Genomic DNA, 21,428 nt, shown 5'->3' with positions numbered 1-21,428 from the left:
CGCGGTTCGTCATCACCATTCGTTCTTCACGCCTGCCCGCAGCAAGCCCGCTGCCGGGAACGATCGACTATTGCCTGCTTCTGGAGATGAGCCATGGCTGACCAGCCCATTCTTTACGCCCATCGCGGCACCAACCCCTACACGGACAACGAGACGCAGGCCTATGAATGGGCCTTCAAGTACGGCGCCGATTTCATCGAGATCGACCTGCGCCTGACCAAGGACGGCGCGCTGGTCAGCTATCACGACGATCTTCCCGGCGGCATCGCGAACATGACGCTGGCCGAAGTGCGCGCACTGGTGCCGGGCGTCATCACCTTCGAGCAAATCATCGCATTGACCCAGCGGATGGAGACCGAGACCGGCCGCAAGCTCGGCATCCTGGTCGAGACCAAGAGCTCGGGCCACGCGACCTACGACGCCATGCTCTCGAACCTCGTCGCTGCCGACTTCGCCGATCCCGAGCGGATCGTCTTCCAGACCTTCGCGAGCGACCACAAGGTCCTGCGCGACCTGATGGACAACAAGTACCAGGTCGATTTCCCGCTGGTCTGGCTCACCGACAACATCACCAACGCCAAGATCGCCAATGCGACGAGCCCGCAGGGCACCATGGGCGAGCTCGACGGCCTCGCGCCCCAGATGGCGCTGATCACCGCGGAGACGGTCGCCGCCGCACAGGCCGCGGGTCTCAAGGTCAATGGCTGGACCGTCGCCGGCAACGAAGACGATGTCCGCAACGCGCTCAACCTCGGCGTGGACGGCATCATCAATGACAACACGCAACTCGCCCGCCCGGCCCTAGAGAAGCTCCTGAACAACGCCGAGGTCGCCTACGGCACCGATCAGGGCAACGAGATCAATGGCGGCACCGGCAAGGACGTCATCTATGCCATGTCGGGCGACGATATCGTCCGCGGCGGCCTCGGCGACGACGTGCTCTATGGTGATGCCGGCAAGGACCTGCTCTTCGGCGGCGCCGGCAATGACCAGCTCTTCGGTGGCTCGGGCAGCGATTACCTCGCCGGCGGCACGGGCTCGGACATTCTCGTCGGCGGTGCCGGCAACGATGTCATCGTCGCGACGGGCGACCAAATCGTCTTCCGCGCCGGCGACGGCATCGACCTGATCTCGCTCGACAGCACGAGCACGATCCTCTTCGACGGCATCGCCCCCGCCGGGTTTACCGTCATCCGCAACGGCAACAACCTGATCATCCGCGCCGGCAGCGATGCCATCGTCCTGCTCGACGGCGTCGATCCCGCGCATCAGCCGGCCTCGATCACGACCGCCGACGGCTTCACGCTGACCGGCGCCGAGCTCGCGGCCCTGGCCGTGGAGGGTAGCGATGCGGAGGTCGCGGCGGTCCTGCCGGAACTCCAGAGCGTGCTCGCCAACGCGCCTGCCCTCGCCATCCCCTCGTCGGTCGTGGTCGGCACCGATCTCGTCGCTGCCGGCGACTTTCCCGAAGGCACCCTGTCCTACGACATCGCGAGCGTCGAGACCGGCGCGGTCTATCGCCTGAGCTTCTCCCTCGCCGACCTGCCGACGGGCGAGGACGGCGTGCGCGTGCTCTGGGGCGGCCAGGTGGTCTATGAGGGCGTCCCCTCCCCGACCGGCGGCAAGTTCCACTTCATGGTCACCGGCGGCACCGGCGACGGCGCGAACGATCTCGTCTTCGAAGGCGCGGGCGAGAGCTTCGGCGCGACGCTGGGCGATTTGCGCCTCGTGAAGATCGCCGATCCGGTGATGCCGGTGCCGGGCAATGTCGCGCCCGAGACGCAGGCGATCGACCTCGTCATCAGCCAGGCGGTGCCGTTCAGCGGCAAGGTCGTCGCCACCGACGCCAATGGCGACGCGCTCACCTACCGCCTCGGCGACGGACCGGCGAATGGCACGCTCGTCTTCAATGCGGACGGCAGCTACCGCTACACGCCGGCTGCCGGCTTCACCGGCGCCGACAGCTTCAGCTATCTGGTGAATGACGGGCATGGCGGCATCGTCGAGTCCGTCGTCAACTTCACCGTCGCGCAGGGCGTCCTTCTCGGCACCGATCTCATAGTCAACGGCAGCTTCGAGGACGTCAGCGAATCCTCGGGCAATAACGGTCCGAACGACTGGGGCTATCGTAATCCGGACGGCCAGATCCTCGGCTGGACCAATGTCAACAACAAGCGCATCGAGCAGCACTGGGACAATTATGGCGGCGTCGTCGCCAAGGATGGCCGGATCTGGATCGACATGGACCATTCGCAGACGGGCACGACCGTCGACCGGATCGGCCAGTCGATCGCTCATGTCGAAACCGGAGCGACCTATCGCGTGAGCTTCTCGCTCTCCGACTCCGACCGGACGAATTTCGACGATGGCGTCAAGGTGCTGTGGAATGGCGAGGTCATCTTCGACGGCCTGCCGCCGCAGACCAGCGCGAGCTGGACGACGCTGAGCTTCGAGGTGAAGGGCGGCTCCGGCGACGGCAAGAACCGGCTGGAGTTCATCGACAAGGGCGTCTCGGATTCCTGGGGCGCCGGTGCGGCGCTCGACGATGTCCGCTTCGTCAAGATCGCCAATGTCGGCGACTCCCTGCCGGCGAACCAGGCTCCGGTGGCGGCCGACGGCCAGGCCGAGGGCATGAAGGACACCGTGTTCACGGGCGCACTGTCCGCCTCGGATCAGGACGCCGGCACCGCGCTGATCTACAGCCTCGCCTCGGGCCCGGCGAACGGCACGGTCTTCGTCTATACGGACGGCACCTATCGCTACACGCCCAATGCCGGCTTCAGCGGCACGGACAGCTTCACCTTCCTGGTGGATGACGGGCGTGGCGGCAAGGACACCGCGAGCTTCGACCTGACGGTCAAGTCCTCGAGCTCCTCAGTCGCGATCGGCACCGACCTGATCATCAACGGCAGCTTCGAGGATGTCAGCGAGTCCGGCAACTACAATGGCGGCTCCGACTGGGGCTACCGCAACCTCGACGGCCAGATCCTCGGCTGGACGAACGTCAACTTCAAGCGCATCGAGCAGCATCTCGACAATTATGGCGGCGTCGTCGCCAAGGATGGCCGGATCTGGATCGACATGGACGGTGCCGGCCAGACGGCCCGCAACAAGATCGGCCAGACGATCTCGCTGGCGGAGACCGGGGCGACCTACCGGGTCAGCTTCTCGCTCTCGGACTCAGACACCGGGCGCTATGACGACGGCATCATCGTGCTGTGGAATGGCGAGGTCATCTTCGACGGCCTGCCGCCGCAGACCAGCGCGAGCTGGACGACGCTGAGCTTCGAGGTGAAGGGCGGCTCCGGCAACGGCTCCAACCGGCTGGAATTCATGGATACCGGCGTCAAGGACTCCTGGGGCGCGGGCGTGGCGCTCGACGATGTCCACTTCGTCAAGATCGCCAATGCCGGCGACACGCTGCCGGTGAACCACGCGCCGACGGCGACGAACGGCGAGGCCGCCGGCCTGATGAACACCCTGGTCACCGGCCAGGTCACGGCGTCGGATGCGGACGCCGGCTCGTCGCTGATCTTCAGCCTCAAGCAGGGTGCCGCCCACGGCACGGTCTTCGTCTACACGGACGGCACCTACCGCTACACGCCGACTAATGGCTTCACCGGCCAGGACAGCTTCACCGTGCTGGTCAATGACGGGCGTGGCGGCACCAGCGAGGCCACGGTCAGCCTGACCATCAACCCACCGAACGCCATTCCTGTTGCGGGTGACGATACCGGGTTCGGCACGGCCTATGGCGCGGCGCTGGTCATCGATCCGGCGGCGCTGCTCGGCAACGACACGGATGCAGATGGCGACATCCTGACGATCCAGTCGGTCGTCGCCGGCATCGGCGGCAGCGTCGCGCTGGATGCCGAAGGCAGGATCGTCTTCACACCGGCTGACGGCTTCTCCGGCGAGGCGTCGTTCGCCTACACCGTCTCGGACGGCAAGGGCGGCAGCGCCAGCGCGACCGTCATGGTCACGGTCGCGCCTTACGTCCCGGTCGGCACTCCTGGCGACGACGCGCTCGTCGGGACGGTCGGCGACGACGTGATCCTGGCCGGTGCTGGCGACGATGTCGTTCTGGCCGGTGCGGGGAACGACGTGGTCGAGGGCGGCGACGGCGATGACGAACTGCATGGCGAGGATGGCGACGACGTCCTCAAGGGCGGCGCCGGCGACGATCAGCTGTTCGGCGGCGCGGGCGACGACGTCCTGGTCGGCGGCGCGAACGACGATCTGCTCGATGGCGGCGAAGGCAGCGACACCGCCGACTACTCCGACGACACCGCCGGCGTCACCGTCGACCTGTCGCAGGGCACGGCCTTCGGCGAGGAGAGCGGCGAGGACGAGCTGATCTCGATCGAGAACGTCATCGGCGGCGCCGGCAACGACGTCCTGATCGGCGATGCTGGCGCCAATCGCCTCGCCGGCGGCGCCGGCGACGACGTGATCCGGGCCGGTGGCGGCGACGACATCATCGTCGCCGGAGCGGGCCATGACGTGATCGATGGCGGCGACGGCTTCGACACGCTCGACCTCTCGGCTGCGACCGGCGCGATCAGCGTCGACTTTTCCGCCGGCAAGGCCTCGGGCGAAGGCATCGGCACGAACAGCTTCGTCAACATCGAGAAGCTGCTCTTCGGCGCCGGCAACGACGTCGTCACCGGCGGCAATGGCGACGATGCCTTCGATGGCGGGGCCGGCAACGACACGCTGAAGGGCGGCGCCGGCAACGACACCCTCTGGGGCGGCGAAGGCGACGACGCGCTCGATGGCGGCTCGGGCGACGACGACGTCTACGGCGGCACCGGCAACGACGTGATCAAGGCCGGCTCCGGCAATGACCGCGTCGAGGCCGGCGAAGGCGACGACGTCGTCGATGCCGGCTCGGGCGACGACCTCGTCTTCGGCGGCGCCGGCAACGACGTGATCGACGGCGGCTCGGGCGATGACCGCATCGAGGGCGGGGCCGGCGACGACATCCTGACCGGCGGCTCCGGCCACGACGTCTTCGTCTTCGCGGCCGGCTTCGGCAAGGACGTGATCACCGACTTCAGGACGACCGGCTCATCCTCGGACGTGCTGGAGTTCGATACGGGCGTCTTCGCCGATTTCGACGCGGCGATCGCCGCCGCGACCCAGAGCGGTGCCGACACGGTCTTCACCGTCGATGCCGACACCTCGCTGACCCTCAAGGGCATCCAGCTCACCAGCCTCGCCCAGGACGACTTCCGCTTCGCCTGAGCCTGAACGACACACCCGCACGAAAACCAGAAGGGCGCCCACACCGGCGCCCTTTTTTGCGGTTCAGGTCACCGACTGAGGACTGGGATCGTTCCTCGCTGGCCGGAAGTCTTGGAGTGTCGCGCCGCCGCGAAATCGCGGGGCATCGCTCCCCCGCGACTTTCGTCCGCCCGACCTGGATTCGGCAGCGAACTGAGGCGAGGCCGATGCACTTCTCTCGGAGCCCAACCAGAGCGAGCGCGGCGCGGCCGGGACAGGCAGCTCTCCATGGTCAGATTGAGCGCCCAGATCGGGCCGACCTCCGCCTGGTACAAATACAGAGGCTAAATACACCATGCCCCGGGCTCCGCGCCCACGCGGCGCGCCCAGCGAAAAAGGTTCGAATAGGACTGGTGAAACCAGCAAACGCCGTAGGCGCAAAAGCCAAACAAGTCAGAGACTTATGAATGGCTGGGGGACTAGGATTCGAACCTAGACAACCAGAGTCAGAGTCTGGGGTCCTACCGTTAGACGATCCCCCAACGGGCGCGCGGTGCGTCGCGTCGGATGGCGTGGGTCTAACGAACCTCGGCGACGGTTGCAAGCGTTGTGTGACAGATTTCGACAGGGCAGCGCGGCGGGGTGGTTTGCCGCCGCGCCGGGCGGCACGGATCAACCGGCGCTGAGCGTCCGGCGCACTGCGTCGCGCCAGCCGGCGACGGCCGAACGGCGTGCGGTCTCGGCCAGCTCGGGCGAAAAGCGCCGCTCCAGCCGCCAACGATCGCCGAACTGCGCCGGTTCTGGCAGCAGGCCGGCATCGAGCCCGGCGAGATAGGCGGCGCCCAGCGCCGTGGTCTCGAGAACCTCCGGCCGGTCGACCGGGGCCGCCAGGATGTCGGCGAGGCGCTGCATCGTCCAGTCGGAGGCGACCATGCCGCCATCGACGCGCAGCACCGTGCCGGCGCCCTCGGCTTCCGGCCAGTCGGCGCGCATCGCCTCGAGCAGGTCGAGGGTCTGAAAACAGACCGAATCGAGGGCAGCGCGGGCGAATTCGCGTGGGCCGGTGTTGCGGGTCAGGCCGAACATCGCGCCGCGCGCATTGGCGTCCCAATGCGGCGCGCCGAGGCCGGTGAAGGCCGGCACGAGATAGACATGCTGGCCGGGGTCGGCATTGGCCGCGAGCTGCCCGCTTTGCGAGGCCCGCTCGATGATGCCGAGCCCGTCCCTGAGCCATTGCACCGCCGCGCCGGCGATGAAGATCGAGCCCTCCAGCGCATAGCAGCGTTCGCCACCGAGCTGGTAGGCGATGGTGGTCAAGAGCCGGTTCTTCGAGGCGACCGCCTTGCTGCCGGTGTTGAGCAGGGCGAAGCAGCCGGTGCCATAGGTCGATTTCAGCATGCCCGGAGAGAAGCAAGCTTGGCCGACGGTGGCCGCCTGCTGGTCGCCGGCGATGCCGCGAATCGGGATCGCGCCGCCGAACAGCTCCGGCTCGCTCTCTCCGAAGAGCGTGGCGCAGTCGCGGACCTCGGGCAGCAGCGAGGCGGGGATGTCGAGCAGGGTGAGCAGATCCGCGTCCCAGCAGCCCCTGTGGATATCGAACAGCATGGTGCGCGAGGCATTGGTGGCGTCGGTGGCGTGGACGCGCCCGCCGGTCAGCCGCCAGAGCAGGAAGGAATCGACCGTGCCGAAGGCGAGCTCGCCGCGGTCCGCCCGCTCGCGCGCGCCGGGAACGTTGTCGAGGATCCACGCGATCTTGCTGCCGGAGAAATAGGGATCGAGCCGCAGGCCGGTGCGGGCGGCAACGAGGTCGCCGTGGCCTTGCGCCTCCAGCGCGGCACAGCGCTCCGACGTTCGCCGGTCCTGCCAGACGATGGCCCGGTGTATCGCCTCGCCGGTCCGCCGATCCCAGACGAGCGTGGTCTCGCGCTGATTGGTGATGCCGATGGCCGCAACCTCGGCTGCACTGACCTGCGCCGTGGCGAGGGCCTGGCGGCAGACGGCAAGCGTGCTCTCCCAGAGATCTTCCGGCTCGTGCTCGACCCAGCCGGAGGCGGGAAAGTGCTGCGCGAACTCCTGCTGGGCGTTGGATACCGGGCGAAGGTGGTCGTCAAAGAGGATGGCACGCGATGAGGTGGTGCCCTGGTCGATCGCCAGGATCATGCGCCGCGCCGCCATTCTGTCTCTCCCCTCGCCTTTTCCGCCGCAATGCCACTACCCGGCGCTGCGCGAGCTTTGCCGCCAAGCCGGCCTCCAGGCAAGCCGCCAGCTTCCCGGCCCGCAATGCTTTGCTTTCGCAGGTTCTGCTTGGCAGGCGCGAGGCGCTGTTGTTACGCTGCCGGAGAATGGAAACGTTCCGGCCTCGTGCCGGGCTCCGGCAGGCCGCCGCGACGGCCTGACCGGCGAAGGATTGCAAGGTGACGGTCGAGGACCGCCAGGAATCGGACCGTCCCGCCGTGGCAGCGGTCGCTGCGACGACAGACCGTGCCGCGACCTCCCCCGATGGATTCGCCGCTCCGGCGTTCCAGCGCCGCAGTTTCGCGACCTATGCCGCCCTCGACCTCGGCACCAATAATTGCCGCCTGCTGATCGCGCGGCCGGCGCAACATGGCTTTCGCGTCGTCGACGCCTTCTCGCGAATCGTCCGGCTGGGCGAAGGGCTTTCGGCGAGCGGCCGGCTCTGCGAGGGCGCGATGGAGCGCGCGGTCGAGGCTCTGAAGATCTGCAAGAGCAAGATGGACCATCGCGGCGTCACCCGCGCCCGGCTGATCACCACCGAGGCCTGCCGCTCGGCGGCCAACGGCGTCGATTTCGTGCAGCGTGTCGGCCGCGAGGCAGAACTCGAGCTGGAAATCGTCGACCAGCGCACCGAGGCCTCGCTCGCAGTCACCGGCTGCGCCGCGCTCGCCGCGCCGGAAGCGAATGCGGTGATCGTCTTCGACATCGGCGGCGGCTCGACAGAGATCGTCTGGCTCGGCGGGCGCGAAACCGGCCGCGACCCGGCATCGCGCATCCGCGAATGGGCTTCGCTGCCGATCGGCGTGGTCTCGGTCGCCGAGCGCTATGGCGGCGTCGAGGTCGGGCGCGATCTGTTCGAGCGCATGGTCACCGATTGCAGCGCCGCGCTGAAGCCCTTCGCCGACAAGGCGGCGGCTGCCCGCAACGCACCCGGCTTCCATCTGCTCGGCACGTCCGGCACCGTCACCACGGTCGCCGGCATCCATCTGCGCCTGCCGCGCTATGACCGGCGTCAGGTCGACGGGCTCTGGATGCGCGAGGCGGACGTGCTGAGCGTGATCGACGAGCTGGTCGCGATGGACTACGCGCAAAGACAGGCCAATGCCTGCATCGGCCGCGACCGCGCCGATCTCGTCCTGGCCGGCTGCGCCATTTTCGAGGCGATCCGGCGCGCTTTCCCGAGCCCGATGGTGCGGATCGCCGATCGCGGCCTGCGCGAGGGCATCCTCCTGCGCATGATGCATGAAGACCGGGCTTGGTGGCGACGCCGGCAATGAGCTAAGTCCAGTTCCATGAACCCGTCAAAACCGAGCGGCGGCGCCCGCGATTTGCGCATCAAGGTCAAGAAGCCGGCCAAGCGCAGCCATTCCTCCCAGCTCTGGCTCGAGCGCCAGCTCAACGACCCCTATGTGAAGCGCGCCCGCGAGATGGGCTATCGCTCGCGGGCCGCCTTCAAGCTCGCCGAGATGGATGAGCGCTTCAAATTCCTGAAGCCCGGCCAGAAGCTGATCGATCTCGGCTGCGCGCCGGGCGGCTGGTGCCAGGTCGCGTCTGCGAAGATCGGCCTCGACAAGGGCAAGGGCCGGATCGTCGGCATCGACCTTCTTGAAGTCGACCCGATTCCGGGCGTCGAGCTGATCCAGCTCGACTTCATGGCAGAAGAGGCCCCGGGGATCCTCACCGAGAAGCTCGGCGGCAAGGCCGACGGCGTGATGTCGGATATGGCGGCCAACACCACCGGCCACAAGAAGACCGACCACCTGAAGATCATCGCGCTGGCCGAAGCCGCGCTCGAATTCGCCAATGACGTGCTGGCGCCGGGCGGGTTCTTTCTCGCAAAACTGTTCCAGGGCGGCGACAGCGCCGAACTGCTCGGCCAGCTCAAGCGCGATTTCAGCAGCGTGCGCAATCTCAAGCCAGCGGCGAGCCGGGCGGATTCCTCCGAGCTCTACGTGCTGGCGACTGGCTTTCGCCGCAAAAGCGAGCCTGCGGCGGAAGACTGAGCGGCGCAGCGCGCCTCAGCTCTCGGCTAGTCTGCCGTCGACGAGATGGATGCGCCGGGTCGCCTTCGCGGCCATCTCGGTGTCGTGGGTCACGGCGATCACCGTCTTGCCGCGCTCGCGCACCAGAGCATCGAGAATCGCAAAGACCTGCTCGGAGTTCTTGCTGTCGAGGCTTCCGGTGGGCTCGTCCGCCAGCACGAGCGGCGGATCGTTCGCGAGCGAGCGAGCAACCGCGACGCGCTGGCGCTGGCCTCCGGAGAGCTGATCGGGGCGCTTGTCGAGATGGCCGGCGAGGCCGAGCGTCTCGAGCAGCTGCGTCGAGCGCTCGCGCATCGCGCCTGCACCGAGGCGGCCGAGCCGGCGCATCGGGATCTCGACATTCTCGCGCACGGTGAATTCCGGCAGCAGGAAGTGGAACTGGAAGACGAAACCGAGCGTCGCCAGCCTGATCTGCGCCCGCTCGCGCTCGCTGAGATCGGCGGTGTCGCGGCCGGAAATGCACAGCGCGCCGGCGCTCGGCCGGTCCAGCAGGCCGAGCAGGTAGAGCAGCGAGGATTTGCCGGAGCCGGACGGGCCGGTGATCGCGACGAACTCGCCCTCGCCGATCGACAGCGTCACATCCTGGACTAGCGTCACCGGCACGGCTGCCGGCAGGATGCGGGTCAGCCCCCTGGTCTCGACGAGCGCACTCATGTCGCGCCCCGGATGATGTCGACCGGGTTGAGCCGCGCCGCCTGCCGCGCCGGCAGGTATCCGGCGATGCCGGCCGAGGTCAGCGCAAAACCGGCAGCGATCAAATAGTGCCAGATGCTCCAGGCCAGAGGCAGGCGCGTGATCTCCTGGGCGACGGCCGCGCCGGAGAGCTCGAAGCGGATGAGCGAGAGCGCGAAACAGAGCCCGAAGCCGACCGCCCAGCCGATCAGCGAGCCGCAGGCGCCGAGCGCCAGCCCCTCCAGCAGGAAAAGCCGGCGCATATCGGCCTCGGTAAAGCCGAGCGATTTGAGAATGGCGATGTCGCGCGCCTTCTCATGGGTGATCGTCGAGATGATGTTGAAGATGCCGAAACCGGCGACGAGCAGGATGGCACCGACCACCGTGTACATGATGACGTTGCGGATCACCAAAGCCTCGAGCAGCGATTCGTTCGCCTCCTGCCAGGCCACGGCCTTGTAGCCGATCTGCGCCTCGGCCCGCCGGGCGACCTGCGGCGCAGCGTTGGGATCGTCGAGCTTGAGACGGATCTCGTTGATCGCGTTCGGTCGCTCGCTCAGGATCTGGGCGTTCTTGAGCAGGACATAGCCCTCGCCCTCGTCGCGGGCGGTGGTGCCGGTGTGAAAGAGGCCGACGATCTTGAAGGCGCGGCTCTGGCCGGTCGCGGAAACAACCGTCACCGTCGTGCCCAGCTCGGCACCGAGGCGCTGGGCCAGCCGGCTGCCGACGACGATGTTGTTGCCGCCGGCGATGAGCGAGGCGAATCCGCCCTGGCGAAAATCCTTGGTCAGCGAGGATATCTGCATCTCGGCCAGTGGCTCGACGCCGATGATGCCGATGCCGACATCGCGCCCGGCATAGCGCACCACGCCTTGCGTCTTCAGGCTGAGCGCCATCTTGCCGGGCAGCCAGGCGCGCAGCATTGCCGTCGCCTCGGTCGGGTTCAGGATGCCGCGCCGATCGTCTCTGGGCCGCAATCCAGCGATGTGCAGCGCCGTGAACGCGTCCTGCGCCGGCTGGCGGCGCGCGGCGCGGCGTTCGTCGGTGATGTCGACATGCGGCATGGTGTCGACGAGCTTGGCAACGAAGTCATCCTCGCCGCCCTGCATCAGCGACGCCATGGCGATCGAGAAGCCGACGCCGAGCGCGACGCCGAGCACGGCGACCAGCGTCTGCCGGCCTCGCCCCATGATATGCGTCAGCGCAAGGGTCAGGATCAGCCGCATGGCTCACTGATCCCGCAGCCGGATCCGGGCGCCGTCGCCCAGCTTGTCCGGATAGGGCGCGATGATGCGCGCCTCTTCGGGCAGGCCCGACAGCACCTCGACCTCGCCGGTGCCGCGAATGCCGATCGCGAGCTCACGGCGGCGGGCGATATCGCCCTCGGCGAGCACGACCGCATTGCCCTGGACCGCGTTGACCGGCAACAGCAGCGCGTTGCGCGCGACGCGCACGATGATGTTGAGCTCGGCCGTCATGCCGATCAGCAGCGGCGTGTCGTCGGGCAGAGCGAGATACACCCGGTAGTTCTTGGCAACGGGATCGCCCTTGGGCGTGATGCTGTCGACCGTCGCCTCCAGCGTCCGTCCAGGAAAGGCATCGGCGCGGATCAGGGCGCGCTGGCCCGGCTTGACCTGCGGGATATCCTCCTCGTTCACCTCGGCGACGATGCGCAATGGCTTCGCCTCGCCGATCCAGAACAGCACGGTTCCGGGTTCGGCGATCTCGCCGACCTCGCCATCGCGGCGCAGGACGGTGCCGCTCATCGGCGCCCGCAGGATGTAATTCTCCAGCCGGGCGGTCTGGCCGGCGACCAGCGCCGCCGCCTGCCCGACCTCGCTGCGGACCCGGTCGAGCGCCTGCTGGCTCATGACGTTACGCTCAACCAGCACGGCCTGGCGCTCATGCTCGGCGGCGGCCAGCTTGTGGCGGGCCTTGAGTTCGGCTAGGGCGGTCTCGGCGAGAACACTGTCCAGCCTGGCCAGGATCTCGCCCTTCTCGACCCGGCGGCCCTCGCAATCGCAACGCTCGACGATGCGCTCGCGTACGAGCGGCGTGACCTTGGCCCAGTTGCGCGGCTCGACGACGCCGGTGGCGTAGACGATATCGGCGGCATCGCCGCGCTTCGCGGTCACGGTCGCGACCGCCGAAGGCCGGCTATAGGACCAGAAGGCCGCGCCCGCCCCCGACAGCGCGACGAGCACGATGAGGCTGCGAACGATCTTCACGGCATTCCCCTGCGCAGGCGTCGGGATCAGGCTGACCAGATCGCGGTATCCAGCAGGTCGGACGACACTGCATCACCGTTGCGTCGACCTCTGAACCGGCCGTATCATGAGTCAGACCGACCGTCGGTCATTTTACCGACCGACGGTCGGTCGTCAACAAGTTGCGAGATCGGAGCAGCATGCCGCGCATCGTCAAGCATCCGGAGGATCGCAGGAGCGAGTTGCTCGATTGCGCGCAGGCGCTGTTCTTCGAGCAGGGCTATGAGCGCACGACGATCAACGACGTCATCGCCAAGGCGGGCATTTCGAAGGGCGGCTTCTACCACCACTTCGCTTCGAAAGAGGAATTGCTGGAGGCGCTCGCCGCCCGTTTGGCGCATGAGGCGGTTGCCCGGGTCCGCGACGTGCTCGACGATCCCGGCCTTAGCGCCCTCGCCCGCCTGAACAGCTTCCTCGCCCGCTCGCGCCAGGCCAATCTGGAAGATGCGCCCAAGCTGCGGGCGGCGTTCGACGTCGTGTTCCGGCCGGAGAACATCGTCCTCTACCACCGGGTCAACGCCGCCTCGATCGCGGTAATGCTGCCGGTGCTCGCCGGCATCATTGCGGAGGGGGCGGCTGAGGGTGTGTTCGCCGTGTCGGAGCCGGAGGATGCGGCCGAGACGATCCTGCATCTCGGCGCCAGCGCCCATGATGCCTGGGCGCGCGCTATCGCGGTCTCGGGCACCGCGGAGGAGGAAGCGGCGATCGAAGCGCTGGAGCGGCGCTTCCAGTTCCTCGGCCTTTCGGTCAACCGAATCCTCGGGCTGCCGGACGGCAGCGTGGTCTTCGTCGAGCCGGGCTTCATGCGGGCGGTGATGACGGCACGCTGAGCGCGCCGTCATCACCGCGATCGCGTCTCAGTCGAGGTTGAACTTCGCGAACTCGCGATGCTCGCCATAGATCCGGCGGACGGTGCCGGTGATCGAGCGGTAGACGATGGTTTCGGTCTCGATCACCTCGGGCCCGAAACGGACGCCCGAGAGCATGCCGCCATCGGTGACGCCGGTGGCGCAGACGATGACGTCGCCCGAGGCCATCTCGGCCATGTCGTACTTCTTGTTCGGGTCCTTGACGCCCATGGTCAAGGCGCGAGCCCGCTTCTCCTCGGTGTCGAGGATCAGGCGGCCCTGCATCTGGCCGCCGACGCAGCGCAGCGCCGCCGCGGCGAGAACGCCCTCGGGGGCGCCGCCGATGCCGAGATAAAGGTCGATGCCGGTCTTCTCCGGCTCGGTGCAGAAGATCACGCCGGCGACGTCACCATCGGTGATCAGGCGAATCGAGGCGCCGGTCTTGCGGACTTCAGCGATCAGCTTCTCATGGCGCGGGCGGTCCATGATCAGCGTGTTGATCTCGTGCGGCTTCACGCCCTTGGCCTTAGCCAGCGCGTTGATGTTGTCCGCGGCCGAGGCGTCGAGATCGACGATGCCGGTCGGGTAGCCCGGTCCGATCGCGATCTTGTCCATATAGACGTCCGGCGCGTAGAGCAGGTGGCCGGCGCCGGCCATCGCCATCACGGCGATCGAGCCGGGCATGTCCTTGGCGCACAGCGTCGTACCTTCCAGCGGATCGACGGCGATGTGGACCTTCGGGCCCTGCTTGTTGCCGACCTTCTCGCCGATGAAGAGCATCGGCGCCTCGTCGCGCTCGCCCTCGCCGATAACGATCTCGCCGTCGATCGGCAGGCGGTTGAGCTCGCGACGCATGGCATCGACGGCGGCCTGATCGGCGGCCTTCTCGTCGCCATGGCCGCGCAGGCGGGCGGCGGCGACGGCGGCGCGCTCGGTGACGCGCACGAGTTCCATCGAGAGATAGCGCTCGATGATCTGGTCGGGCGAGATGCGAAGATCGACGGACATGGGCTTTCCTCTGTTTCGGCAGGCGGCAACCAGTGGATCGGCAGCGGGCGCACCGCCGCCGGCCGGCAACGACCCTATTCGCGTTCGATGCGGATGACCTGCGGCGCTTCCGAAATATGCCCGTCAGCGCCAACCTTCTCCAGCGCACCGCGGATCGCCTGCTCGCTGGTGGCATAAGTGATCAGGACGACGGGAACCGGAGCGCCGGAGCGCCCGCCGGGATCGCGCGCCGCGGCGGCTTCCGAACGGCGCTGGACGATGCTCTCGAGCGAGATGTTCGCTTCGGCCATGCGGGTCGCAATTGCGGCCGCGGCGCCCGGTCGATCGGCGACGGCGAGCCGGATGTAATATCCGCCCTCATGGCGCTGCATCGGCGCGCGCGTCGGCTGTTCAAGCCGGGCGACCGGCATGCCGAAGGGCAATCCGGCCGTGCCACGCGCGACGTCGGCGATGTCGGCGATCACGGCCGAGGCGGTCGGGCCGCCGCCGGCGCCTGGGCCGACCAGGGTGATCTCGCGGACCGCATCGGCATCGATGGTGACGGCGTTGGTGACGCCCATCACCTGGGCGATGGCAGAAGATTTCGGCACCATGGTCGGGTGCACACGCTGCTCGATGCCGGTCTTGGTGCGCTCGGCGACACCGAGCAACTTGATCCGGTAACCGAGCTCGTCGGCCATCTTCAGGTCGAGCGGCGTGATCGAGGAAATGCCTTCGACATGAATCGCTTCGGCGTCGATCTTCGTACCGAAGGCGAGGCTGGTCAGGATGGCGAGCTTATGGGCAGTGTCGAAGCCTTCGACGTCGAAGGTCGGGTCGGCCTCGGCATAGCCGAGACGCTGGGCGTCCTTCAGGCAGGCCTCGAAGGTCAGCCCCTCCAGCTCCATGCGCGAGAGGATGTAATTGCAGGTGCCGTTGAGGATGCCGTAGAGCCGGCTGACATTGTTGCCGGAGAGCGCCTCGCGCAGCGTCTTGACCACGGGGATGCCACCGGCGGAGGAAGCCTCGAAGGCGAGCGCCGCGCCGTTGCTCTCGGCGAGCTCGGCGAGCGCCACGCCATGGGCGGCGAGCAGCGCCTTGTTGGCGGTGACGACATGCTTGCCGGCAGCGAGCGCCGCCTCGACCGCCTGCTTGGCCGGACCGTCGGAGCCGCCGATCAGCTCGACCAGACAATCAATCTCGGGGGACGCTGCGAGCGCGACCGGATCGTCGAACCAGTTCATGCCGGAGAGATCGATGCCGCGGTCGCGGTTGCGATCCCGCGCCGAAACCGCGGTGACGCGCACTGGCCGGCCGCAGCGGGCGGCGAGCGCGTTCTCCTGGCGTTTCAGGATGGTGGCGACCGCCGCACCGACGGTGCCGAGGCCGGCGATACCGACGCGAAGGGGCCGGGAGTCAGGAGGCGGAGCGTGCATGGTCATGCCGCGCGGGGTCGCATGCGGCGTGGCCCGAGTCAACGGCGCAGCCGCCTGAGAACTCAGTCGAAGCGGCAGATCACTTCCGCCGCGAGCCGCTTGAGCTTGCCGCCCTCGAAGCCCAGGAAGACGCGCAGCACCTGATTGCCGAAGGCGGTGATCTTGATGGTGCGCAGCGCCTCGAGGCTATCGCCGCTCGAGACGATCGAGTTCTCGTTCACCGGCTTCCAGAACCAGGGCTTCGGCGGATCGATCACCGTCTCCGACAGAATCTTCTCGGCCTCGGCCTGTCCGATCCCGATCGGCAGATAGCGCGCGACGATCTCGGTGGCGTCGCGGCCGCATTCGCGCGCCTTGGTCGCGCTCAGCAATTCGCCGACCAGCGGCGAATTCGATTCGGTCGCGCGTCCGCGCGAGAAATCATAGGTCGCAAACAGGCAGACCAGGGCGAAGAGACCGAAGATGACTCCGATCACGCGGCCTTTCGAGACCATATCCGCCCGCCTCTCCTCAGCCGGCCACTCCGGCAGCCCCCGGTTCACATGTTTTAGGGGAGCGGTCCAGCCCCGTCACCTTCCGGGCGCGGTTAGGTCGCACCGGATTTGCCCTGGCGCGCGGGAAATCCCGGAGCGGCGCAGGTGCACCGCCCCATCGTTCGGAAAGCGCGAAGCGCCCTGCCCTCAGCCCGCCTTCGGAATCTGGATGACGTTATGCAGGGTCTGGTCGGCCGTCTTGAGGAAGCGGCCGATGTTGCGCGCGGCCTGGCGGATGCGCTGCTCGTTCTCGACGATCGCGATGCGGACGAAATCGTCGCCATGCTCGCCGAAGCCGATGCCGGGCGCGACTGCTACCTCGGCCTTCTCGATCAGGAGCTTCGAGAATTCGAGCGAGCCGAGATGGCGGAACTTCTCCGGAATCGGCACCCAGGCGAACATCGAAGCCTGCGGTGCCGGGAAGTCCCAACCCGCCTTGCCGAAGCTCTCGATCAGCGCGTCGCGGCGCTTGCGATAGGTCTCGCGCATCTCGCGGATGCAATCGTCGGGGCCGTTGAGCGCCGCCGCCGCCGCGACCTGGATCGGCGTATAGGCGCCGTAGTCCAGATAGGACTTCACGCGCGCGAGCGCGGCGAGGAGGCGCTCATTGCCGACGGCGAAGCCCATGCGCCAGCCGGCCATGGAGAAGGTCTTCGACATCGAGGTGAACTCGACGGTGACGTCCATCGCGCCCTGGATCTGCAGCATCGAGGGCGGCGGATTCTTCTCGTCGAAATAGACCTCGGCATAGGCGAGGTCGGAGAGCAGGATCAGCTCGTGCTTCTTCGCGAACGCGACGAGGTCGCGATAGAAATCGAGCGATGCGGTATAGGCGGTCGGGTTCGCCGGATAACAAGTGACGAGCGCGATCGGCTTCGGCACGGAATGCGCCATCGCCCGCTCGAGCGCCGGGAAGAAGGCGGGCGTCGGCTCGGCCGGGACGGAGCGGATGACGCCACCCGCCATCAGGAAGCCGAAGGCGTGGATCGGATAGCTCGGATTGGGCACGAGCACGACATCGCCCGGCCCAGTGATCGCCTGCGCCATATTGGCGAAGCCTTCCTTCGAGCCCAGAGTCGCGACGACCTGGGTGTCCGGATTGAGCTTCACGCCGAAGCGGCGCTCGTAATAGTTCGCCTGGGCGCGGCGCAGGCCGGCAATGCCCTTGGAGGCGGAGTAACGGTCGGTCCGCGCCTTGCCCGCGGTCTCCACCAGTTTCTCGATGACGTGCTTCGGAGCCGGCAGGTCGGGATTGCCCATGCCGAGATCGATGATGTCGACGCCCTTGGCGCGTTCGGCTGCCTTGATCTTGTTGACCTGCTCGAAAACGTAAGGCGGCAAACGCTTGATGCGGTGAAAGTCGGTCATCTTACTAACGGTCCCTGGCCGAGCCGGCATTGAGGCACGCCGAATGCGTCAAATCACATTCCTTGCGTGCGGATGCTCTAGCATCGCAGCTTCCGCCATGACAGGCCCAAAAACGCAAGATTCATCGAACATGAACGCAGGCCGGGGCTTGCGTCCGCCTCGACCGAAGCCGCGGCAGCGACGCGGGCCATGTCGCTCCCGAAAAGCCTGTCGGCTGCGGCCGGCGCCTGACCGAAGATTAACCCCTTGGCCAACGTCCCGATATCTGCAGGCGCCTACCAATCCGGACGGTGGGGAAGGCTCGCAGACTGCACAGTCACAGATCTGGCATCGTCCAGACGCAGTTCGGCGACACCCTGCCGGGGATAGCCATGCGAGGAACGACCGGCATGAGATTATCCGACCGGATCCTGGACTGGTGCGGATACCGGCTCTCCGGGTTTCTCCTGCGCGAGAGACCCGGCCGAGAGCCCTTCGTTCCATCCGACCCCGACGAGCTGCGCCGCACGCTGCGACCCGGCGATGTCGTGCTGGTGGCGGGCTCCAACAGGGTTTCGACCGCGATTAAATATCTGACGCATTCGACCTGGTCGCACGCCGCGCTCTATGTCGGGCCCATTCCGGGGGCGGCGGACGGCCCCGAGCCGCATACGCTCATCGAGGTCGTTCTCGACGCGGGCTGCCGGTCCTTTCCGCTGTCCCGCCTCGACCATTTTCACACGCGCATCTGCCGGCCCATCGGCTTGACCGACGCCGACCGCAGCAAGCTGGTCGACTTCATGATCTCGCGAATCGGCATCCGCTACGACACGCGCAACATCGTCGACCTCGCGCGCTATCTCCTGCCGACACTCCCCGTGCCTTCGCACTGGCGGCGGCATATGATCGCACTCGGATCGGGAGAGCCGACCCGGGCGATCTGCTCGACCCTGATCGCGGAGGCGTTCGAGCGCGTCGGGTATCCGATCCTGCCGCGCATCGAGCTGCGCCCGGCAGCGGAGCGCGGCGCCAATGACTGGCGCCACCGGGAACTGCTGCACATCCGGCACTTCAGCCTCTATGCACCGGCAGATTTCGACATCTCGCCCTATTTCCAGATCGTCAAGCCGACCCTCGAGGAGGGTTTCAACTACAAGGCCCTGACCTGGAGCGACGAACCCTGACGGCTGGGTGCGGGAACCCTGCCCTCACCTGCCCCGTCCGCGCCGCCCCGGCTGGCTGCCCAGAGAGACCGTCCCCAAAATCAGGTCACTCGCTCGGCTGGGCCGGAGCGGGAGCGGGCGGCGGCGTCTTGCCGAGGCTCTGCGCGTGGCTGCCGGCAGCCTCGTTCGAGATCCGCTTGGCCTCGAGTTCGGCCTCGAGCTTCTTGAATTCGTCGACGGTCTTGCGCTTCGCATCGCGCTTTATGGTGGATCCGACCGGGACGTAATTCGGGTTCTGCGGCCTCGTCTCGAGGACGAAGGGCTTCGGTTCCGCCGGCTTGGTCGCCATGTCGGTGAACTCCGCGACGCCGCGCGCGGCCTCGCAGCCACCGAGCAACATGCCGAGCAGCGCCGCTGCGCAAACGACCTTCGGCGAGGTCCGGACCAGGGCTTGAGGCATTGCCGGGACTTTCACGATTTTCCTTTGTCACTCTTATCGGTTAGGTCCTTAATAGGTCCGAAATGGGGAGTTCAACTCCCACTGGCAAGCAATCGCTAGGGAGCAATACCATGAGCCCACCCGCCGGCAGCAAGGCCAAGGGCGCGCAAGGCCCGGCAGAGCCGCCGGTCTTCGATGCACCGACGCTGCCGGATTTCGACGCGATGGCGCAAAACATGGGCAAGCTGGTCGAGCAGGCCGGCAAGGTGACCGCCGCCTATCTGAAGCCGATCGAGCGCGGCGAGGCCAAGACCGGCGCAGCCGACGAGGCGAGCGAGATGGTCAAGGTACTGGGCCGGGTGGCCGAGCGCTGGGTCAGCGATCCCCAGAAGATCATCGAGGCGCAGGCCTCGCTCACCACCGACTTCCTGAGCCTGTGGAGCGCGACACTAAAGCGACTTGGTGGCGAGCCGGCCGAGCCGGTGATCGAGCCGGAAAAGCGCGATGCCCGTTTCGCCGATCCCGAATGGGAGAGCCATCCGGTCTTCGACTTCGTCAAGCAGGCCTATCTGCTGTCCTCCCGCTGGGCGGAGAGCATGGTCGAGCAGGCGGAGGACCTCGACCCGCATACGCGCGACAGGGCCCGCTTCTACGTCAAGCAGATCGCCGGGGCCCTCTCCCCCTCCAACTTCGTCGCGACCAATCCCGAGCTGCTGCGCGAGACGCTGGCGCAGAACGGCGAGAACCTGGTGCGCGGCATGAAGATGCTGGCCGAGGACATCGAGGCGGGCGGCGGCGAGCTGAAGATCCGCCAGTCCGACAACCGCGCCTTCGAGATCGGCGTCAACATCGCGACGACGCCGGGCAAAGTCATCTATCGCAACGACATCATCGAACTGATCCAGTACGCGCCTTCGACCGAGAAGGTGCTGAAGCGGCCGCTGCTGATCGTGCCGCCCTGGATCAACAAATTCTACATCCTCGACCTCAACCCCGAGAAGAGCTTCATCCGTTGGTGCGTCTCCCAGGGGCTGACGGTCTTCTGCATCTCCTGGGTCAACCCCGACCATCGCCACGCTCTCAAGGACTTCGAGAGCTATATGCGCGAGGGCATCTTCGCGGCGCTCGAAGCGATCGAGCAGGCGACAGGCGAGAAGCAGGTCTCGGCGATCGGCTATTGCGTCGGCGGGACGCTGCTCGGCGTCACCCTCGCCTACATGGCGGCGACGCAGGACAAGCGCATCGCCAGCGCCACCTTCTTCACCACCCAGGTCGACTTCTCCAAGGCCGGCGAGCTCTCGGTCTTCGTCGACGAGCAGCAGATCCGCACCCTCGAGGAGCAGATGGCCGAACGTGGCTATCTCGATGGCGCCCGCATGGCCGGCGCCTTCAACATGCTGCGGCCGAACGACCTGATCTGGTCCTATGCGGTCAACAACTACCTCAAGGGCAAGGCGCCGACCGCCTTCGACCTGCTCTACTGGAACTCGGATTCGACGCGGATGCCGGCGGCGAACCACTCCTTCTATCTGCGCAACTGCTATCTCGACAACAAGCTGACCAAGGGCGAGATGCGCATCGGCGGCAAGCTGCTCGATCTCGGCAAGGTCACTATCCCCGTCTACAATCTGGCGACGCGCGAGGACCATATCGCGCCGGCGAACTCGGTCTTCATCGGCTCGCAGGCCTTTGGCGGTCCGGTCTCCTACGTCATGGCCGGATCCGGGCACATCGCCGGCGTGGTCAACCCGCCGAGCAAGGTGAAATACCAGTACTGGACCGGGGCGCAGCCGGAAGGCGCCTTCCAGGACTGGGTGAAGCGCGCCGAGGAGCATCCCGGCTCGTGGTGGCCGCACTGGTTCGGCTGGCTCGAGCAGCAGGCACCGAAGCAGGTCAAGGCGCGCATCCCCGGCGAGGGCAAGCTCAAGGCGCTGGAGGACGCACCCGGCAGCTATGTGAAGGTGAAGGCCTGAGCGACATCCGGACCGGTTTCGAGCGAAGTGGATAACCGGATCGCGTGAAGAAAACGCGATAAAACAAAGAGCTAAAGAATTTCCGTAATTCAGGGAATTGCGGAAATGCTCTAAGCCTCAGGCCGGCGGGAGACGGCGCGCCGTTTCCGAACGCTGATGCTCATTCTCGCTTCCAAAGGCCGGACAGCTGGCTCGCGGCCGTCGCCCCATAGTCGGCACGACGAAAAAAGCCGGCCCGAAGGCCGGCTTTCTCCATCGCC

The 21,428-nt window shown here is 67.0% G+C and carries 15 protein-coding genes and 1 tRNA gene; 6 read left to right on the top strand and 10 right to left on the bottom strand.

All coding sequences use genetic code 11. The features are described 5' to 3' along the window. Nucleotides 1–93 precede the first annotated feature (93 nt). Nucleotides 94–5,247 carry an Ig-like domain-containing protein gene (locus DK26_RS29890; protein ID WP_066474896.1) on the top strand — a complete coding sequence of 1,718 codons (5,154 nt, stop codon included), beginning with the start codon at nucleotides 94–96 and terminating at the stop codon, nucleotides 5,245–5,247. Between the two features lie 447 nt (nucleotides 5,248–5,694). Here DK26_RS29890 and DK26_RS16905 read toward each other — a convergent pair. Further along, nucleotides 5,695–5,768: transfer RNA gene (locus DK26_RS16905), tRNA-Gln, on the bottom strand. 130 nt (nucleotides 5,769–5,898) lie between these two features. After that, nucleotides 5,899–7,401, bottom strand: a complete 1,503-nt coding sequence (glpK, locus tag DK26_RS16900; RefSeq protein WP_066474894.1) for a glycerol kinase GlpK — start codon at nucleotides 7,399–7,401, stop codon at nucleotides 5,899–5,901. Between the two features lie 239 nt (nucleotides 7,402–7,640). Here glpK and DK26_RS16895 point away from each other — a divergent pair, with 239 nt between their 5' ends. Both DK26_RS16895 and DK26_RS16890 read left to right on the top strand, forming a co-directional pair. Beyond that, nucleotides 7,641–8,738: a Ppx/GppA phosphatase family protein gene (locus DK26_RS16895; protein WP_248310001.1), complete on the top strand. Its 1,098-nt coding sequence runs from the start codon at nucleotides 7,641–7,643 to the stop codon at nucleotides 8,736–8,738. 15 nt (nucleotides 8,739–8,753) lie between these two features. Then, the gene (locus DK26_RS16890) at nucleotides 8,754–9,464 is read left to right on the top strand and encodes an RlmE family RNA methyltransferase (protein WP_066474892.1); all 711 of its coding nucleotides are present in this window, start codon (nucleotides 8,754–8,756) and stop codon (nucleotides 9,462–9,464) included. 15 nt (nucleotides 9,465–9,479) lie between these two features. Here the strand turns inward: DK26_RS16890 and DK26_RS16885 are convergent, their stop codons facing one another. Genes DK26_RS16885 through DK26_RS16875 form a run of 3 tightly spaced genes read right to left on the bottom strand, consistent with a single transcriptional unit; the run spans nucleotide 9,480 to nucleotide 12,403 of the window. Next, nucleotides 9,480–10,157 (bottom strand): ABC transporter ATP-binding protein, encoded by a 678-nt coding sequence (locus tag DK26_RS16885; RefSeq protein WP_066474891.1) that lies wholly within the window; start codon nucleotides 10,155–10,157, stop codon nucleotides 9,480–9,482. After that, nucleotides 10,154–11,401, bottom strand: a complete 1,248-nt coding sequence (locus DK26_RS16880) for an ABC transporter permease (RefSeq protein WP_066474882.1) — start codon at nucleotides 11,399–11,401, stop codon at nucleotides 10,154–10,156. The genes DK26_RS16885 and DK26_RS16880 overlap by 4 nt, the downstream gene beginning before the upstream one ends. Before the next feature lie 3 nt (nucleotides 11,402–11,404). Then, the gene (locus tag DK26_RS16875; RefSeq protein WP_066474879.1) at nucleotides 11,405–12,403 is read right to left on the bottom strand and encodes an efflux RND transporter periplasmic adaptor subunit; all 999 of its coding nucleotides are present in this window, start codon (nucleotides 12,401–12,403) and stop codon (nucleotides 11,405–11,407) included. A gap of 179 nt (nucleotides 12,404–12,582) precedes the next feature. Between DK26_RS16875 and DK26_RS16870 the strand changes: the two genes are divergently transcribed. Next, nucleotides 12,583–13,272, top strand: coding sequence for a TetR/AcrR family transcriptional regulator (locus tag DK26_RS16870; RefSeq protein ID WP_066474877.1), 690 nt, complete (start codon nucleotides 12,583–12,585; stop codon nucleotides 13,270–13,272). Between the two features lie 27 nt (nucleotides 13,273–13,299). Here DK26_RS16870 and glpX read toward each other — a convergent pair whose 3' ends face one another. From glpX to DK26_RS16850, 4 genes are all read right to left on the bottom strand, one after another. Beyond that, nucleotides 13,300–14,298, bottom strand: coding sequence for a class II fructose-bisphosphatase (gene glpX / locus DK26_RS16865; protein WP_066474875.1), 999 nt, complete (start codon nucleotides 14,296–14,298; stop codon nucleotides 13,300–13,302). 74 nt (nucleotides 14,299–14,372) lie between these two features. Next, entirely contained in the window at nucleotides 14,373–15,713 is a 1,341-nt protein-coding gene (locus tag DK26_RS16860) for a homoserine dehydrogenase (protein WP_066475561.1), read from the bottom strand. A 62-nt stretch (nucleotides 15,714–15,775) separates the two neighbouring features. Continuing rightward, on the bottom strand, nucleotides 15,776–16,189 hold the full coding sequence (locus tag DK26_RS16855; RefSeq protein WP_157089689.1) for a hypothetical protein: 414 nt from the start codon (nucleotides 16,187–16,189) through the stop codon (nucleotides 15,776–15,778). A gap of 204 nt (nucleotides 16,190–16,393) precedes the next feature. Next, nucleotides 16,394–17,614, bottom strand: coding sequence for an LL-diaminopimelate aminotransferase (locus DK26_RS16850; RefSeq protein ID WP_066474869.1), 1,221 nt, complete (start codon nucleotides 17,612–17,614; stop codon nucleotides 16,394–16,396). A 389-nt stretch (nucleotides 17,615–18,003) separates the two neighbouring features. On the opposite strand from DK26_RS16850, the gene DK26_RS16845 reads away from it, so the two are divergent. Beyond that, entirely contained in the window at nucleotides 18,004–18,777 is a 774-nt protein-coding gene (locus tag DK26_RS16845; RefSeq protein ID WP_066474866.1) for a lipo-like protein, read from the top strand. A gap of 85 nt (nucleotides 18,778–18,862) precedes the next feature. Here DK26_RS16845 and DK26_RS16840 read toward each other — a convergent pair whose 3' ends face one another. After that, a complete protein-coding gene (locus DK26_RS16840; RefSeq protein WP_066474863.1) occupies nucleotides 18,863–19,216 on the bottom strand; it encodes a hypothetical protein in 354 nt (117 codons plus the stop codon). Between the two features lie 203 nt (nucleotides 19,217–19,419). Here DK26_RS16840 and phaC point away from each other — a divergent pair, with 203 nt between their 5' ends. Beyond that, on the top strand, nucleotides 19,420–21,168 hold the full coding sequence (gene phaC, locus DK26_RS16835; RefSeq protein WP_066475559.1) for a class I poly(R)-hydroxyalkanoic acid synthase: 1,749 nt from the start codon (nucleotides 19,420–19,422) through the stop codon (nucleotides 21,166–21,168). Nucleotides 21,169–21,428 lie beyond the last annotated feature (260 nt).

It is taken from the genome of Allobosea sp. WAO (genome assembly GCF_001509835.1).
GTDB lineage: Bacteria > Pseudomonadota > Alphaproteobacteria > Rhizobiales > Beijerinckiaceae > Allobosea.
Note: the sequence above shows the minus strand (reverse complement) of the source record. Positions and strands in the feature narration are given on the sequence as shown.